The sequence below is a fragment of the Mucilaginibacter ginsenosidivorax genome (genome assembly GCF_007971525.1).
Classification (GTDB): Bacteria; Bacteroidota; Bacteroidia; order Sphingobacteriales; family Sphingobacteriaceae; genus Mucilaginibacter; species Mucilaginibacter ginsenosidivorax.
This window is the reverse complement of record NZ_CP042437.1, coordinates 3,289,442-3,304,998: the sequence shown is the minus strand read 5'-3', so window position 1 is coordinate 3,304,998 and position 15,557 is coordinate 3,289,442. Positions and strand designations below refer to the sequence as shown.

The window sequence follows — 15,557 nt, the reverse complement described above, 5'->3', positions numbered from 1 at the left end:
ACAACAATTGTACTTTTACACATATATACATAAAATATGACCCGAAATGTTGATTTTCTGATCGTAGGATCAGGCATCGCCGGTTTAAGTTTTGCCCTTAAGGCAGCCAAACACGGTAAGGTGCTGATAGTTACAAAATCAAACGAAGACGAATCGAACACGAAGTATGCCCAGGGCGGTGTAGCAGTAGTTGTTGATAAAAAGGAAGATTCTTTTGAAAAACACATCGAAGACACGTTAATAAGCGGCGACGGCCTTTGCGACCGCGAAGTTGTGGAAGCCGTTGTTAAAGAAGGACCCGAGCGGATTAACGAAATTATTGACTACGGAACCAATTTTGACAAGACCAACGAAGGCTTTTACGACCTGGCTAAAGAGGGCGGCCACTCCGAATTCCGTGTACTGCATTATAAGGATGTAACCGGTCTGGAAATTGAAAGATCGTTGCTGGAAGAGATCCACAAGAACCCGAATATTGAGATATTAACACATTATTTTGCTGTCGACCTGATTACCCAGCACCATTTGGGCCAGCTGGTAGGTAAATCCAGTACCGATATTACCTGTTATGGTATTTACGCTTTCAACACCGAAAGTAATGTTGTGGAAAAGATACTGTCAAAAGTTACCGTAATGGCATCGGGAGGTGCCGGCCATATTTATTCTATCACTACTAACCCAACTATTGCCACCGGTGATGGTATTGCCATGGTTTACCGCGCCAAGGGTAAGGTAAGGAATATGGAATTTATCCAGTTTCACCCTACTGCTTTATATAACCCCGGCGAATACCCATCGTTCCTGATATCTGAAGCGGTGCGTGGTTTTGGCGGTGTATTAAAACGTACCAACGGCGAAGAGTTTATGCAGGAGTACGACCCTCGTAAATCATTGGCGCCAAGGGATATAACAGCAAGAGCCATTGATGCCGAGATAAAAAAATCGGGCGAGGATTTTGTGTACCTGGATATCCGCCATCGCAGTAAAAAAGATATTTTAAATCATTTTCCTAATATATATGCCAAATGCCTGGAAATTGGTATAGACATGACCAAAGATATGATTCCAGTTGCACCAGCCTGTCATTATATGTGTGGTGGTATTATGGTTAATCATGTAGGGCAGTCATCTATACTAAGGTTATATGCCTGCGGCGAATGCTCATCAACCGGCTTGCATGGCGCCAACAGGTTGGCATCCAACTCGTTGTTAGAAGCATTGGTATTTGCACACCGTATTTATGAAGATGCGATAGGAAAATTTGAAAGTTTTGTGATCCCCGAAAACATTCCGGATTGGGATGAGCATGGCGTGCAACTATCAAATGAAGATATCCTGGTAACCCACAATGTGCGCGAAATGCAAAAGCTGATGAACGATTATGTGGGTATCGTCCGCTCCGATTTCAGGCTGGAACGAGCCATGCGCCGTTTAGGTTTATTATATGAAGAAACAGAATCATTCTACAAAAAAACAAAGCTATCCGTAAAACTTTGCGAGCTGCGCAATCTGATCCAGGTATCATTCATCGTAGTAAAATCGGCCATGTTAAGGAAAGAAAGCCGTGGGCTGCATTATACTACAGATTACCCGGTGCATGCGGAAGAGATTAAGGATACGGTGTTTTAGAGGGATAACAAATTGAATTGTAATTTCGAAACGAGGTACGAGGGAGAAATATTATACGTTGTGCATCGCCTTAGCCTTTCGCGACGCAGGGCGTACAAGATTTCTCCTCACCCCCTCCACGCAAGTCCACTCGGTTCGTCGAAATGACAACGTGATATTTGTAGGCCCCCTATTTTCCAAAAAAAATTTTCCCGCCTCCGGCGGATATAACATTCCCCGGCCCTGCGGTTTTTTTCGCCCTGATATTTTTATAGCCTTTTATGCCAATAAATTGACCAATATTGTATTTCATCAAAATATGATCAATATTGCCTGTTTAATACAACCTTTATGAAAATAAGATTAGCAATAGCGTTTGTTATACTGGCCACTGGAAAAAGTTATGGGTACAAAAAATCAACAGATACCATTTTTGCGGCGCAGTTAAAACCTATCGGGCGCACTATAATCAACAAGCAACATCAATTGGAACTGATTACATCGGCAGCACATTTTGGCTTTAGCTTTAAGGGCACAGCATGTGCTGTATATGCCACAATTGCTGCAGCCGGCCAGCATAATTACCTGCAATATGAGTTGGATGGGGTTTATCAAAAAAGGATCAGGATTGATGGTGGTGTAACCGCGCCGCTTATCATAAAGGCGGATGGGCCGGGTAAGCATATTGTTTGGATATATAAAGCAACCGAAGCACATACCGGCGCAATAATTATTTCGAAAATAGCTGCCCCTGGTATAAAAAGCATGGCAATACCCAAACTTCCGTTAATTGAATTTATAGGTAATAGTATTACCTGCGGCGCTGCAGCCGATGATTCGGAAATACCATGCGGTACCGGCGATTATCATGACCATCACAACGCCTATATGGCTTACGGGCCAAGAGTTAGCCGGGCTTTAAATGCCAATTTTGTTTTGGCCAGTGTAAGCGGTATCGGCATTTACCGTACCTGGAATAGGAATGGCCCTTCGATGCCGCAGGTATATGAGCATGCCGATTTCCAGGTAAACAATCAGCAGAAATGGGATTTTAATACCTATAGCCCTAAAATAGTAAGTATCGCTTTAGGCACAAATGATATGAGCAAAGGCGATGGTAGCCCCCGCGCCGCTTTTGATACCTTGCAGTTTGTGGCCGATTATGTAAAATTTGTGCAGCTGGTAAAATCCAAATATCCCAAATCGCAGATAGCTTTACTGAGCAGCCCCATGATACGCGATACATCTAACACTATTTTACAGCATTGCCTTATCAGCATCAAAAAGCAGATAGATATTATTTATCCCAGGGATAAGCCGGTAGCCACCTTCTTTTTTAAAGCAATGGATGCACATGGTTGCTCGGGCCACCCCAGCGTGGTCGATCATGAAATACTGGCCGAAGAGCTTAAACCATTTTTTGAAGGTTTGTTGAAAGCGAATTAAAAAGAAAAAATTATATCGCAAAGAGAGGTAGCGCCTACGGCGCAAGGAAAATTGTGTGTGGGTGTGCTACAAATGGGTAGCCTCTACGAGGCAGACTATCACCGTTTTGATAGTATGTCTCGGAAAGTTTTGGTTTGTTTATGAAGAAAATAATAGTTTGTTCGGCAGACTATCAGCGTCCGAATAATGCTGTTTTGCCTGGAGGGAAACAGACTTTTTTTGTTAAAATATGATAAGAGAGACCAATTCGTGATTTTAAAATTGATAATCTGCCTCGTAGAGGCTACCCGTTTGTAGAAAAAAATCAGAATTTCCTTTGCCCCTTCGGGGCTACCTCCTATTTGAATATTAAACTACTTTAAAATTTTCATAGAAAGTCACAAAAAAGGGGATGTCACCAATATGATATCCCCTTTTTTATATTTTAAACCAAATTACTACGCGTCCCCTTTGGGCTTGGCCGGTGCTTTTTTAGCGGGTGCAGCTTTCTTAGCTGGGGTTTCGGCTTTTTCAACTTCGGGATGGTCAATAACTAAAGGCAATTCCTGCTGATGGCCTTCATTTATAATATCGGCGGGTTCATCATCAAAACTTTCGGGCCTGTTTATTTTTGCATGCTGTTCTTCGGCAACCGCTGCTAAACCGGTTGGCAATTCGGCCAGTATGGTACGACCGCCTTTTACTACATCACCAATATTTACCAGTATTTTTGATCCTAAGGGCAGGAAAACATCAACCCTTGAGCCAAACTTGATAAAACCAAATTGCTGGCCCTGCTCAACAATATCACCCTCTTTTACATACCAAACAATACGGCGGGCCAAAGCGCCTGCTATCTGTCTGAACAAAACGGAGACACCCTCGCTGTTTTGTACACAGATGGTGGTACGCTCGTTTTCTGTTGACGATTTTGGGTGCCAGGCCACCAGGTATTTGCCTTTGTGGTATTTAAAATAACTTACCACACCCGCAATTGGGTTACGGTTTACATGCACATTAACCGGCGACATAAATACCGACAACTGGATGCGTTTGTCTTTTAAAAATTCAGTCTCTTCAGTTTCTTCAATCACTACAACTTTTCCATCTGCAGGGCAAAGCACGGTAGTTTCGTCGGTAGTGATGTCAAAAAACGGGCTGCGGAAAAACTGTAAGATAACCAGGAGAAAAAATCCCGATAAAATATAAATAAACCATTTAAGCGCATGCGCCTGCGGAAAGTAAAATTGAATAACCGCGTTCAGCACAAAAATAAAAAGTACTGTTAAGGCTAATGAGGTGTATCCTTCTTTATGAAAAGTCATATTATAGATGATTTATTACAAAACTACTAATTTGAAATGAAGTACAAGTATGCATAAACAATAGGTGCGGCCATTAATAATCCGTCGAACCTATCCAGCAGACCACCATGGCCGGGCAAAATGCCGCCGCTATCCTTTACGTTGATGCTGCGTTTAAACATCGATTCAACCAAATCGCCCAGGGTGCCGAAGCACGAAATAAGGATAGCGATGGTAACCCATTGTTTCCAGGTAAGTTCGGTATAAAAGTGGCCAAGTATTAAAGCGGCAACGGCACTGATGATAATACCGCCAATTAAACCCTCATAAGTTTTTTTAGGCGAATGGCGTTCAAACAGCTTGGTTTTGCCCATTTTGCTGCCTACCAGGTAAGCGCCGGTATCGTTACTCCACAAAATAATCAAAAAGGCCAGCGGGATATGGAAGTTAAAAACGGCACCGGTCATAAACGCCATAGCATGAAAAAACATAAATGGCACTACAGCGAATATGATGCCCAGAAAAGTAAAGGCAATATTAGTAAACGGGGCGGGTGTTTTTTTATATAACTCCTGTATAAAAATGGCACTGAAAGTAAGGGGCAATAAAAATATTAAACGCCAGGCCGGGAAGTAAAAATTGGCAGCAACCAGTAAAAAAAACAGTGCGCCGTTGATAATCCCTGTTTCTCGGCTGGCTGTCATGCCGCCCTCCCGCACCAGCTTATAAAATTCAAACAGGCAGAAGGCGGATAATAACAGGTAAAACCCGCTGAAAACGTATGAGCCCAACAGATTGGAGGCAATCATCACGATAATAAAAAAGAAGCCGGTGATGGCGCGTAATTTCATAAACTAATTTGATTGAGGATCATGATCTCAATGGCCTTGCTAAAATCCTCCTGGTGAATGTAAACTTCAATATCGCCGAAGGCACGGTGCGATGAATCTTGTTTGTTTAATAAAACGGTATCGATATGATGGCGGATAAGTACTTGCTTAACAATCTCTGATTGATAAAAATTGGATGAACTAAAAATTTTGACCCAGTTTTTTTCCATTAATTACTCAGCGCCGGTTTTTTTTGTATCGATACATTTCTATATATAAAAAGCAAAAATAATACAATTATCAAGCTAAAAGCATAGGCCCATAAATTAAATACATGCTGATCATCGGGATTAAGCTTTACTATTTTTTGATTATACAGGTAAGTAATAACCACAGCCGAGCCGTTATTTAAAAAATGGCCCCAAACACCCGTCCAGATGCTGCCGCTATACGCTACAAAATAGCCGAATATGGCGCCTAAAAACACCCTCGGCAAAAAAGTAAAAAACTCCATGTGAAAAGCGCTGAACAGGATGGCAGTTATCCAGATGGCAGCATGTTTGTTTTTGGTAAGGCGCACAAAAATGGTTTGGATAACACCACGAAACAAAAACTCTTCGGCAATGGCGGTAAGCAGGCCAACTACAAACACAGCCCAAAGCATGCTCCAAATATTTTTCATGCTCAGCATGGCCTTGGTAGCCCGTTGTGCCGATTGCTCGGCAGCCCGCATCCACTCTTCCAGCCCTTTTAACGAAGCAGGTAAAACCAATTTTTGATTAATATTGGTTAAAGCCTCCATTATTGGGTTCGAAAAAAGCATAATGGTAAATATCAGCAGCAAAAAAACCGGGTTGAAGTTGAAGCTGGGCTTCAGGTAATCGCGGGTATTGTTCATGATCAAGCGGGCGAAAATTACCGGAGCCAAAAATAACGGGATAGTTGTGCTTACTATCTGCAATATCCACAACGCAGAACCAAGATGAGGGTTGCCGGTGTTAAAGGCAAATGTATCGGTAAGGGTTTTCATCCCAAAAACAGCCATGATAACGCCCGCGGCTATCGCCGAAAAAACGATCACCAGGCCAACAGTTACCCCGGTAATGGTTAAAAACTGAAGGAATGGATTAATGGTATTTGTTTGCGGAGTGTACTGTTTTATAGGTTCTTGTATCATTTGGGGTAATTTTCGTATTTTTGCAGGGCTAAAGATAAGCATGTCTGTACAAATAGGAAATATTGATTTAGGGGAGTTCCCGCTGTTGCTGGCGCCGATGGAAGATGTGAGCGATCCTCCCTTCCGTTACGTGTGCAAGCAAAACGGTGCGGATATGATGTATACCGAGTTTATCTCGAGCGAAGGCCTTATCCGCGATGCGGCGAAAAGCCGCCAGAAACTGGATATTTTTGAGTACGAAAGGCCAATTGGTATCCAGATTTTTGGCAGCGATATCGATCATATGCGCGAGGCTACCGAAATAGCATCCCTCGCCGGGCCCGATTTGATGGATATTAACTACGGCTGCCCGGTAAAACAGGTAGCCTGCCGCGGCGCCGGCGCCAGTTTATTGCAGGACATTGATAAAATGGTGGCCATGACCAAAGCGGTTGTTAACGCCACCCACCTCCCCGTAACTGTAAAAACCCGCTTAGGCTGGGATGATAATACCAAAAACGTATATGAAGTGGCCGAACGGCTACAGGATGTAGGTATAAAAGCCCTCACCATTCACGGCCGTACCCGCGCGCAGATGTATAAAGGCGTGGCCGATTGGTCGCTGATAAGGGATATTAAGAAAAACCCGCGTATAAAAATCCCCATTTTTGGCAATGGGGATATCGATTCGCCCGAAAAGGCGGCCGACTGGCGTATGGAATTTGGGGTAGATGGCATGATGATTGGCCGCGCCGCCATTGGTTACCCCTGGATTTTCAGGGAAATAAAGCATTTTTTTAACACCGGCCAGCATTTAGATAAACCAACCATTACCGAACGTATTGCAGCCTGCTCAACCCATCTGCAAAAATCTATAGAGTGGAAAGGCCCTAAAACGGGCATTTTTGAAATGCGCAGGCACTATTCAAACTACTTTAAAGGGATTGATCACTTTAAAGAATTCCGGATGAGGCTGGTAACGGCAGGTAATTTAGAGGAGGTGCAACAGATACTGGCCGAGATTGACGAAAAATATGCCATAGAAATGGCTTAATATTTGTTCGCTTTCATTATATTTGAATTTAACGAGACAAAATCCTCATGGTTACCACTATTACAGACGGTGTTAAGGTTTCCATAGAAACCATATATCAGCCCGAGTATTCTAACCCGGCTAATGATCATTTTATGTTTGCCTACAAGGTAAGCATCGAGAATATGAGCAATTATGCTATCCAGCTGATTAGTCGCCACTGGTATATTTTTGATTCCAATGGCGCCAAACGCGAAGTGGAAGGCGAAGGTGTGGTGGGCCAGCAACCAGTTATTGAACCCGGCCACGCGCACGAGTATGTTTCGGGCTGTAACCTTAAAACCGATATGGGCAGCATGAAAGGCGAATACCAGATGACCCGCCTGATGGATAACGCCAGCTTTAATGTACAGATTCCGGAGTTTTATTTGATAGCGCCGTATAGGATGAATTAAAGAGTCAAGAGATTAGAATCAAGAATTAAGACGAAAAATATAAAGCCTGGATGAGTGATTGTCCGGGCTTTTTTGTGGGTTCTGGTTACGAACACAACCGTAGTCCTCTTGATTTGTAGTATACATGATGAGTAAACCTCATGAAAAGCAACGAAAATGCACATTCCGGCTGTTTTTTACCAGGCTTTGTTTGATGTTTACACGAAAGCTACTTCAATACGAGCAAAGTGAACCAACCTAAAGGCATACAATATAATTAGCATGTGGAATAAGCTTGGAGGCCTGCGCTGCCAGTGGCGGGCCTTAAAGGAATATTGATCCACTTTGGTCTGACGGCGGTTTATCTTCCTTTTTTTTTCGCTGCTTTAAGACTTTCTCTCTCTCGGCAATTTGGTCATTGAATCCTTTCATTAGATCGTTGAGGAAAGTCACCTGCGGTGCGGGCAAACCGGGATGTCGGTCTGGATGGAATCGCTTGGACAGTTTTTTCTTTATCTTTTTCAACTCATCGAGGTCATCTATGTAAGCTATATCCGGGTTCAAAGCGCGACTGTTCAATGGGTGGATGGCCAAATCAGACGACTGTATCTCCATCTCCGGTTTGATATATGGAAATCGAGTGCGCTTTGGTGCCGTAACACTTATTGTTAGCTTTCGGTTCAGGTTGAATTTAGTAAACACAGTATCCCGGTGGATATCTTGCCATACTAATAGTTTTTCGACGGGATCATATTCGAGGTCACTATCGCCTATTTTGCAGGCGAGGAACTGATTACCTAAGAGTTTCTGCAGAGAAAGACCCTCCGATGGCTTTCGTCCATTTTGTTCAAAAACGGTATCTATTCCAAAGGCTGTAAATTCTGATTCCGTATAATTGATGACGATTGCTGCGCCTAACCAGGTCATGAGTTTTGTGCACTGTTGATAGAGGTTATTATCTCTCGCGCTCCAGTCTACTTTGGATTGAAATAGCAACGATTTTTTCGTTAGTTGTGCATTATTCGTCAAAGTTAACTCGATGATGCCATCTGCGCCGACAATCGATTCAGTAGAACCTGCACCACCACCGCCGAAGGTGCCAAAGTTGATCCCCCATTTCCAGATGCCGTTGATTTCGTCGTTTTCGACCAATACCTCCTGTTCTTCATGCTGAAGTACACCAAATAGGTATCCGGTCACTGCGTCCTCTTTTTCATAAACGGAAGCGTAGTTCCTAAGGCACTTATTAACTGCAGAGTCGATATGCTTGCGGATAGAATCTAATACAGGACGCGGAATATAACCCAGATAAACCATAATGTATATTTAGCTTAGGTTTTAAAGCCTAAAGATATAGGATTACAGACAATTCAATGCTTTCATTTTCTTATTATTACTTGTTGTTGTATTAAATCTGTCCCGTTCTTTTGCAAGAAGAGGGTGTGCAGACTCCTGCATAAAACCTCGCCGGCGGACAGTGATTACAGCTATCGCTTTTCCTTCGCTCTCTCCTTCCACCCTTCAAAATCCAACAATTTATTCTTTAAAGCATCCTCATGCTGTTCATCCGTCAGATAAACAACCTCATCCTCGTACGGAAGAATATAGAAACGCCCTGCTAAATTGTTTTCCTGGCCTAAGTGCTTAATGAATGAGACAAACGCATCGCCCAGCCATCCATTTGCAGTATCAAATGTGTGAGCATGCAACCTTCCATTAAATAAATATTGCAGTTTAATGTCGCCCTTTATTTTTTTCATTTTATATTAGTGTTCACTTATTTGTGAACACTAATATAAAATGAACACTCCGGAACGCATCATATACACCAACCTGCAGGCGCTAAAAAATAACACGGGCCTGGACGGGAAATGGCTTGCCGGCGTGCGCGACAAGTTAACGGATGGTAAAATAGAACTAAGCAACGGCACGCAGCAAAAAACCTTTCCCGTTGTTGTAAAAAATGAGGCGACGAATACCCACCTTGTTCATTTTGTAAACCTGAACGAAAAATTTCCGGATATCATTGTTATTGCTAAAAGTATTTACCCGGCTATCCGGGAGCAATTGCGAAAACTGGGGTTAAATTACGTTGACAGTAACGGCAATTGTTATATAAAACAAAGTGACTGGCTTTTTTTGATTGATGGTCAGAAGGCGAAAAACCCGGTATTGGTTAATAAAGACAGGGCTTTCACCAAAACAGGGCTTCAGCTTGTATTTCACTTCCTGGTCGACGAACGGTATATCAAATCAACCTATCGCCAAATGGCCGAAGATTATGACACCGCGCTGGGGAATATCAACAATATTGTTACCAGTTTAACAGAACAGGGTTTTTTAGTAAGAACGGCCAAAAAAGAACTGAAGCTGCTGCGCAAGAAAGCGCTTTTAGAGAAATGGATAAATACTTACGAGCAAAAATTAAAACCAAGCCTGTATGTAGGTAGCTTCAGATTGCCTGGCGGCCCGGAGCAGCCCTGGCGCAATTTACTTGTAAAAAATACCGAAACCCAATGGGGCAGCGAACCGGCAGCCAATATCATCACCGATTACCTTAAGCCGGTGCAGTTAACGCTTTACACAACAGAAACTATAACCGAACTAATTGAAAAATACAGGCTTATTCCCGACGACAGAGGGCCGCTAAAAATATACAGTAAATTTTGGAAGTTTAACCAGGATACCAACACGGTACCTCCCCTGCTTATTTATGCCGACCTGGTTAACAGCGGCGACCCCAGGAACGTTTACACCGCAAAAAACATATACGACAGGTTTTTAAAAACATTGACGGTAGGGTAAGATAGATTTGAGATATTAGATGTGAGACAGCTGCAGTTTGGTCCGTTTGGCGCGCGCCAGACGGATCCGTGGATAAGTTAGCAGATGCAGGAAAACTTAGTTGTCACTTTCTTTAGGCTTGGTACCGGCGCCGCGCACGTTCGAAATTTTATTAAGTACATCAAACCAAAACGGCGCGCCCATCATAATTGCCGCAACGGTTACCGATAGCCCTACAAGTTTAGAGAGTACGAAAAAAACAATATCCCATCCCTGTAAATTAAATTCATTGGCATTCCAGCCCAGGGGTAACGAATCTTGTAAAACTGCTTTGGTTGCACTAATATCGGCAACTTTTTCATTCACGGTTTTTGCCAGTTGCCGGGCAGATACTTCCAGTTTTTGCTTTGTGGCTGTATCTTTAACCGTAGCGGCAAGTTTGTTAATGCCGGCAACCTGTTTTATATAAGTACTATCCTTAATAGCAGCATCGGCTTTAATAGCAAGGTTTGCCCTTGCCTGGGGGTTATTGTAAAGGTATTTGGCAATTTCTATGGTATCGGCATTTAATGCGATACACACAATAACCCCGGTAAGCAGGGTAAACCTGCGGGTATATTGTTGTTTAAGCGTACCGGTAAGCCTGTCCATATTGCTATCGTACCAGTTTTCCATTTTTGACCGGAACAGTTCAATTGCACCGGTTGTTTTTACCGTCATGGCTTTAAAGGTATCTTTTGCTTCGGTGGCGTAGATCAGAAAAGTACGCTTCAGTTCGTCGGAGAGAGCGGTAGAGTTACCAATTGAAGAGATAATCTCGTCGATAGATTTAGGGCCGGAAATGGTAGAAAACGTAAAAATTTTATCTAACAAAGCCGAAACAAAATTCCTGGCATCAATATATGAGGGTGCCTTATCTGTTGGCGATAAGGCTGTTAAAGCACAGTGGTTCATGATCACCTGCCCCAGTGGCGTTTTAACTCCCTTGGCGTCGGTTATTTCGGTATCGAAAATACGCAGCAACCATTCGCCCAATATTTTTGCCCTTACCATCGTGACGGTTAAAGCTATTTCGACTATCGAACTTGAAATTATACTTAAAAGGAAAAAGATAAAAAACAAACCAATTACAAGGTCAAGAATAGGGAACCCGCTCATCGTGAAAAAAAAGTTTTAGGTTGATAAATAAGATACCGCGTTAATGTTTTTAACCAGGTTTAAATATTTTTCTTAGGTATTGTAAATCAAGTAATTCAGGGAAGAAGCACTAAACCAAACTTAGCTAATCATTAATTTAATACAAAGAAATATGTTAAAAATATTTTAAGGATGAATTAGCCGGGCATGATGTAGTGTATGATGCAAAACCCGGTAAATAGCAGGAATTGTTTAGCGGGCAATTACATCACAAAGGCAGGGGTGCTCATTTGCCGGGCGTAGCCCGCCGATAGGTGAACATACCTCGTCTTTAAAAAGTTATTGGTTATCTGTTCTATTAAGCTATAAATATTCTATTTCTTCATCAATCGAAGTAATAAGTCTATTATCTTATCATTTTTATAAAGTTTATTATTTCCCCTGTTAACAATTACAACCCCGTCATACACAGTATAAATGACATGGTAATAATTAGCTTGATTTCCTTTAAGATGGATAACGACAATATAAAAGCCGAACTGCACATTTGTTGCCACATCCTGTTTTGTGGGCTGCAAACGTTGTATTTCACTTAACACGTCGGCGATCTTTTCTTCGTCTTTTATGTTAACGGTGTCTGCAATGTAGCTGTTCGGGGTTTTGTTAATAAGGGTAATTCCCGTAACGTCGCCACTTTTTATCCCATTGGGAAGATTATTCCCTTTTTTTTCCTGGCAAGAAACCAGGCACACTAATAATATTACAAGCCAGGTAGTAACTTTCATATTCATCGCAAACTTAATTATAGTAGATACTGTCTTTAAACCCGGCAACTGCCTGTTACCCTTTACAAAGTTGAAGGATTTTTTCTTTGGTTATCGGTTTAATCAAAAAGTCGCTTACCGCGGGGTGTAACCGGGCAAGGTTAATATCATGCGGCGATATGGATGATGAGAGTATGTATAAGGGGGCTTTTTCAATACCTGGCGGCAATGCTTCATATTCCTCTAAAAACTCCCAGCCATCCATTACGGGCATGCTAAGGTCTAAAAAAATGATGTCGGGCATCAGGGCCTTATCATCGTGGTTGTTTAACAGGTGATCAATAGCATGCCGGCCATTGGCAAACTCGAAAATGCCGGCTTCAATCCCCGTGTTTTTTATAACCCTTTTGGTTAAAAAAATAAAGGTGGCATCGTCATCTATTAAAAAAACATTCATCATTATCAGCCTTGTTTTGTAAACTCAATATAAAACGTCGATCCTTCATCGGGCACGCTTTCAACCCATATGCGGCCGCCCATGGCTTCTACCTGGGTTTTGGTCATGTACAGGCCAAAACCTTTAGCATCGGTATGCTGATGGAAAACCTTGCCAATTTTAAAAAGTTTTTGGCCGTGCTTCACCAGGTCAATCCCCATGCCGTTATCTGCAAATTGCAGTATAATATTGTTATTAACTTTACTGCTTTTAATATTTATGATAAGCCCGCGTTGCGGCGACCTGTATTTTGATGCGTTGCTCAAAAAATTGTGAAATATGCTATGCAGGTATTTGGGCGGAAAATAAATGTCGGGCGCCTCATCAAAATCGTGGCTAATGGTAACCGATTGGCTGTTCATTTCCGTTCCAAGGCTATCAAGCGTGCGCTCTAAAACATCCTGCAGGTTCATGGTTTCGGCCTCAACCTCTATATCCTGCTTTACCCGTATCGATTCTACCAGTTCGTTAAACGTGGTGTGCAGGTTTTTTATCACCGGGTCGAGCTTGGCGATGAATAGCTGAAGCTCCTCCGGGTCGGTGGATTCTTTCATAAAATCAACCAGCATGGTCATGTTTACCAGTGGTGCCCGTAGGTTATGCGATACAATATTGCAAAAATCAACCAGCTGTGTATTTTGTAACGACAGTTGTTTTACTAAAATGGCCTGTTTTTCTTCCAGGGCTTTCCTGTCGGCTATGTTTAGACCATAGCCAATAACCAGGTTGATTTCGCCGTTATCTTCTACCACCGGGAACATATAGCGCAGTACGGTGGCTGTTGTGCCATCGGGCCGTTTCAAGTCCTCTTCCCAGCGGATTTCTTTGCCGGTTTTTTTTTACCTGCAAAAATTGCGCCCGGCGCTCATCGGCAATAGCCACGTCGCGGTTTCTGAAAGCCGCGTACTCGTAATCGTCTTTCCCAATAATGAAGTCGCGGTATTCTTTAACACTAATAGCGCCGGGATTAACAAATAAATAGCGGTGGTTGGCATCAAACACCGCTATATCGGTAGGTATGTTATTGAGTATCTTTTCGTAAAAAGCCTTTTGTTCGCGCAGTTGCCTGTCAACCTGGGTTTTGTTACCTGTCGATAAATCTTTTGCCATGAGCTGAAATACCGCGGCAGCTTGTTTTGCCAGCATGGTAAGCTGTGTTAGCTGCAGCTGCGTTATTGTTGATGGCGGGTAATCCATGGTGCAAAGCCAAAGCGGCGCCTCAGGGAGATCAACAGGCACCTGTACACCGGCAAAAAAACCGATAGGCTGTCCGTTTAGCTCAAAACCATCGGCGTAAAGGTTACCCGAGCTGTCAGCTAATATTTTACTGGTATCAAACGGGCTGGTATTATCGTCAAACCCATGCCCGCGCTCAAAAATAAACAGGTTGTCGGCAAAAGTAAGTATAGCGGCAAAAGATGAAGCGCACAAACTGGCCGCTAAAGCCAGTATATTATTAAAATATCCAGCTTTATCCTGATTAAAAACTGCCTGTAGTTTACCGGGCCGGCTGCCCTTTTGTGCCTTCGGCTTAATATCCATACCTGTATTGCCGGGTTATGCCCCCGGGGAGTGTAAAGTGTTAAAGGTTCGCGGTATTTATATAATCAGTTTCACGTACTGGCAGATTTGCCACATGACCAGGTAGTTTACGTAACCGCTTATTATAAAGTTACTTTTGTGACAAAACTATTGGAGTTTTGGATTAGGGAGTTTTTAATCCAAAACATTTCCACAGAAGGAGCAAGCCTGCCACGAGTGCTGCTCTCGTTGCAATTAACAGCGCCAACAAATGGCGAACAGGGTATTTTATAAGGTGATAATCGTTCCCCAGGAATGAACACTTTTTGTTGTTAGCCAGGCATAAAGACGTTGAAGCGACAGCGAAAAATTTTATAGGCGGCAGAACAGGACAAATTATATTTTTCTAAATCGATTTGTCAAAAGGCTATTTATTTAGCCTAATCTGGAGATAGTAGATTGGAAGGCCCACACTCCCATCCCTGCACAAATCCGATCACCTATTTTAAATTTTTTTAATGCCGCCTGTAACCTCCTTTAAAACCGTGTTGTCACAGCTTACAAATACACCAGTTAGGGTGGTTGAAAAAAAGAACTTTATTAACTTATTAAAACATAAATAAAATGGACACCGGGAATTTAGGAATATTAGCAGGCATTATTATTACCACAGGCTTTTTTGCCATGATATTTGCCATAGTTTACTTACACAAACGCGAGCGCATGGCGATGATTGAACGGGGCATGGACCCGCGTGCTTACAAGCCGCAATCGGCACCTTACCAAAACTTAAAATGGGGCCTGTTACTTATTGGAGCTGGTGTAGGATTGTTTTTAGCCTTTGTGTTAGACCATACCATGTTCCGCAGCATATCTGACGATGATGTAGCAGCCCTTTACTTTTCATTGATAGCCATATTTGGCGGCGGTGGCTTATTCCTGTCATACCGGATAGAAAAAAAGGAAGTGTTGGATAAGGAAGACGCAAGGGAAGAGAAATAATTGTACCTGAGTCAAATGAAAAAAAGGCCTTTCTGTTAAGCAGGAAGGCCTTTTTTTTCTTAT

At 42.6% G+C, this 15,557-nt stretch carries 16 protein-coding genes and 1 pseudogene; 6 read left to right on the top strand and 11 right to left on the bottom strand.

Annotated features, from left to right (window positions below; genetic code table 11):
* Positions 1–36: 36 nt before the first annotated feature.
* Entirely contained in the window at positions 37–1,629 is a 1,593-nt protein-coding gene (nadB, locus tag FSB76_RS13810) for an L-aspartate oxidase (protein WP_147054240.1), read from the top strand.
* 330 nt (positions 1,630–1,959) lie between these two features.
* Entirely contained in the window at positions 1,960–3,054 is a 1,095-nt protein-coding gene (locus FSB76_RS13805) for an SGNH/GDSL hydrolase family protein (RefSeq protein ID WP_147054238.1), read from the top strand.
* A 650-nt stretch (positions 3,055–3,704) separates the two neighbouring features.
* Here the strand turns inward: FSB76_RS13805 and FSB76_RS13800 are convergent.
* The 4 genes and pseudogenes from FSB76_RS13800 to FSB76_RS13785 form a co-directional block, all read right to left on the bottom strand.
* A pseudogene (locus FSB76_RS13800) lies at positions 3,705–4,358 on the bottom strand (phosphatidylserine decarboxylase family protein); the annotation flags it as partial.
* Positions 4,359–4,384: 26 nt separating this feature from the next.
* Positions 4,385–5,188 (bottom strand): phosphatidate cytidylyltransferase, encoded by an 804-nt coding sequence (locus FSB76_RS13795; protein ID WP_147054236.1) that lies wholly within the window; start codon positions 5,186–5,188, stop codon positions 4,385–4,387.
* The gene (locus tag FSB76_RS13790) at positions 5,185–5,397 is read right to left on the bottom strand and encodes a hypothetical protein (RefSeq protein WP_090651382.1); all 213 of its coding nucleotides are present in this window, start codon (positions 5,395–5,397) and stop codon (positions 5,185–5,187) included. The genes FSB76_RS13795 and FSB76_RS13790 overlap by 4 nt, the downstream gene beginning before the upstream one ends.
* Positions 5,397–6,344, bottom strand: a complete 948-nt coding sequence (locus FSB76_RS13785; protein WP_158642900.1) for a CPBP family intramembrane glutamic endopeptidase — start codon at positions 6,342–6,344, stop codon at positions 5,397–5,399. The genes FSB76_RS13790 and FSB76_RS13785 overlap by 1 nt, the downstream gene beginning before the upstream one ends.
* 40 nt (positions 6,345–6,384) lie before the next feature.
* On the opposite strand from FSB76_RS13785, the gene dusB reads away from it, so the two are divergent.
* Both dusB and apaG read left to right on the top strand, forming a co-directional pair.
* Positions 6,385–7,377, top strand: a complete 993-nt coding sequence (dusB, locus tag FSB76_RS13780; protein WP_147054233.1) for a tRNA dihydrouridine synthase DusB — start codon at positions 6,385–6,387, stop codon at positions 7,375–7,377.
* A 47-nt stretch (positions 7,378–7,424) separates the two neighbouring features.
* Positions 7,425–7,811, top strand: coding sequence for a Co2+/Mg2+ efflux protein ApaG (gene apaG / locus FSB76_RS13775; protein ID WP_147054231.1), 387 nt, complete (start codon positions 7,425–7,427; stop codon positions 7,809–7,811).
* A gap of 303 nt (positions 7,812–8,114) precedes the next feature.
* On the opposite strand, the gene FSB76_RS13770 is transcribed toward apaG, so the two are convergent.
* The gene (locus tag FSB76_RS13770) at positions 8,115–9,107 is read right to left on the bottom strand and encodes a hypothetical protein (protein WP_147054229.1); all 993 of its coding nucleotides are present in this window, start codon (positions 9,105–9,107) and stop codon (positions 8,115–8,117) included.
* A gap of 170 nt (positions 9,108–9,277) precedes the next feature.
* Positions 9,278–9,550, bottom strand: coding sequence for a hypothetical protein (locus tag FSB76_RS13765; protein WP_147054227.1), 273 nt, complete (start codon positions 9,548–9,550; stop codon positions 9,278–9,280).
* A gap of 40 nt (positions 9,551–9,590) precedes the next feature.
* Here FSB76_RS13765 and FSB76_RS13760 point away from each other — a divergent pair, with 40 nt between their 5' ends.
* Entirely contained in the window at positions 9,591–10,595 is a 1,005-nt protein-coding gene (locus tag FSB76_RS13760; protein ID WP_147054225.1) for a type IV toxin-antitoxin system AbiEi family antitoxin, read from the top strand.
* A gap of 96 nt (positions 10,596–10,691) precedes the next feature.
* On the opposite strand, the gene FSB76_RS13755 is transcribed toward FSB76_RS13760, so the two are convergent.
* From FSB76_RS13755 to FSB76_RS13735, 5 genes are all read right to left on the bottom strand, one after another.
* Positions 10,692–11,732 carry a hypothetical protein gene (locus tag FSB76_RS13755; RefSeq protein ID WP_147054223.1) on the bottom strand — a complete coding sequence of 347 codons (1,041 nt, stop codon included), beginning with the start codon at positions 11,730–11,732 and terminating at the stop codon, positions 10,692–10,694.
* A 353-nt stretch (positions 11,733–12,085) separates the two neighbouring features.
* On the bottom strand, positions 12,086–12,496 hold the full coding sequence (locus FSB76_RS13750) for a hypothetical protein (RefSeq protein WP_225976507.1): 411 nt from the start codon (positions 12,494–12,496) through the stop codon (positions 12,086–12,088).
* Between the two features lie 55 nt (positions 12,497–12,551).
* Positions 12,552–12,935, bottom strand: a complete 384-nt coding sequence (locus FSB76_RS13745; protein WP_147054220.1) for a response regulator — start codon at positions 12,933–12,935, stop codon at positions 12,552–12,554.
* Positions 12,936–12,937: 2 nt separating this feature from the next.
* A complete protein-coding gene (locus FSB76_RS13740; RefSeq protein WP_147054218.1) occupies positions 12,938–13,774 on the bottom strand; it encodes a sensor histidine kinase in 837 nt (278 codons plus the stop codon).
* Positions 13,710–14,513, bottom strand: a complete 804-nt coding sequence (locus FSB76_RS13735) for a hypothetical protein (protein WP_147054216.1) — start codon at positions 14,511–14,513, stop codon at positions 13,710–13,712. Before FSB76_RS13735 ends, FSB76_RS13740 begins: the two co-directional genes overlap by 65 nt.
* Positions 14,514–15,116: 603 nt before the next feature.
* On the opposite strand from FSB76_RS13735, the gene FSB76_RS13730 reads away from it, so the two are divergent.
* Positions 15,117–15,494, top strand: a complete 378-nt coding sequence (locus FSB76_RS13730) for a DUF6249 domain-containing protein (RefSeq protein WP_147054214.1) — start codon at positions 15,117–15,119, stop codon at positions 15,492–15,494.
* Positions 15,495–15,557: the final 63 nt, after the last annotated feature.

Coding starts and splice junctions, on each gene's coding strand:
- nadB (WP_147054240.1), top strand. CDS start 37: ATGACCCGAAATGTTGATTTTCTGATCGTAGGATCAGGCATCGCCGGT.
- FSB76_RS13805 (WP_147054238.1), top strand. CDS start 1,960: ATGAAAATAAGATTAGCAATAGCGTTTGTTATACTGGCCACTGGAAAA.
- FSB76_RS13795 (WP_147054236.1), bottom strand. CDS start 5,188: ATGAAATTACGCGCCATCACCGGCTTCTTTTTTATTATCGTGATGATT.
- FSB76_RS13790 (WP_090651382.1), bottom strand. CDS start 5,397: ATGGAAAAAAACTGGGTCAAAATTTTTAGTTCATCCAATTTTTATCAA.
- FSB76_RS13785 (WP_158642900.1), bottom strand. CDS start 6,344: ATGATACAAGAACCTATAAAACAGTACACTCCGCAAACAAATACCATT.
- dusB (WP_147054233.1), top strand. CDS start 6,385: ATGTCTGTACAAATAGGAAATATTGATTTAGGGGAGTTCCCGCTGTTG.
- apaG (WP_147054231.1), top strand. CDS start 7,425: ATGGTTACCACTATTACAGACGGTGTTAAGGTTTCCATAGAAACCATA.
- FSB76_RS13770 (WP_147054229.1), bottom strand. CDS start 9,107: ATGGTTTATCTGGGTTATATTCCGCGTCCTGTATTAGATTCTATCCGC.
- FSB76_RS13765 (WP_147054227.1), bottom strand. CDS start 9,550: ATGAAAAAAATAAAGGGCGACATTAAACTGCAATATTTATTTAATGGA.
- FSB76_RS13760 (WP_147054225.1), top strand. CDS start 9,591: ATGAACACTCCGGAACGCATCATATACACCAACCTGCAGGCGCTAAAA.
- FSB76_RS13755 (WP_147054223.1), bottom strand. CDS start 11,732: ATGAGCGGGTTCCCTATTCTTGACCTTGTAATTGGTTTGTTTTTTATC.
- FSB76_RS13750 (WP_225976507.1), bottom strand. CDS start 12,496: ATGAAAGTTACTACCTGGCTTGTAATATTATTAGTGTGCCTGGTTTCT.
- FSB76_RS13745 (WP_147054220.1), bottom strand. CDS start 12,935: ATGATGAATGTTTTTTTAATAGATGACGATGCCACCTTTATTTTTTTA.
- FSB76_RS13735 (WP_147054216.1), bottom strand. CDS start 14,513: ATGGATATTAAGCCGAAGGCACAAAAGGGCAGCCGGCCCGGTAAACTA.
- FSB76_RS13730 (WP_147054214.1), top strand. CDS start 15,117: ATGGACACCGGGAATTTAGGAATATTAGCAGGCATTATTATTACCACA.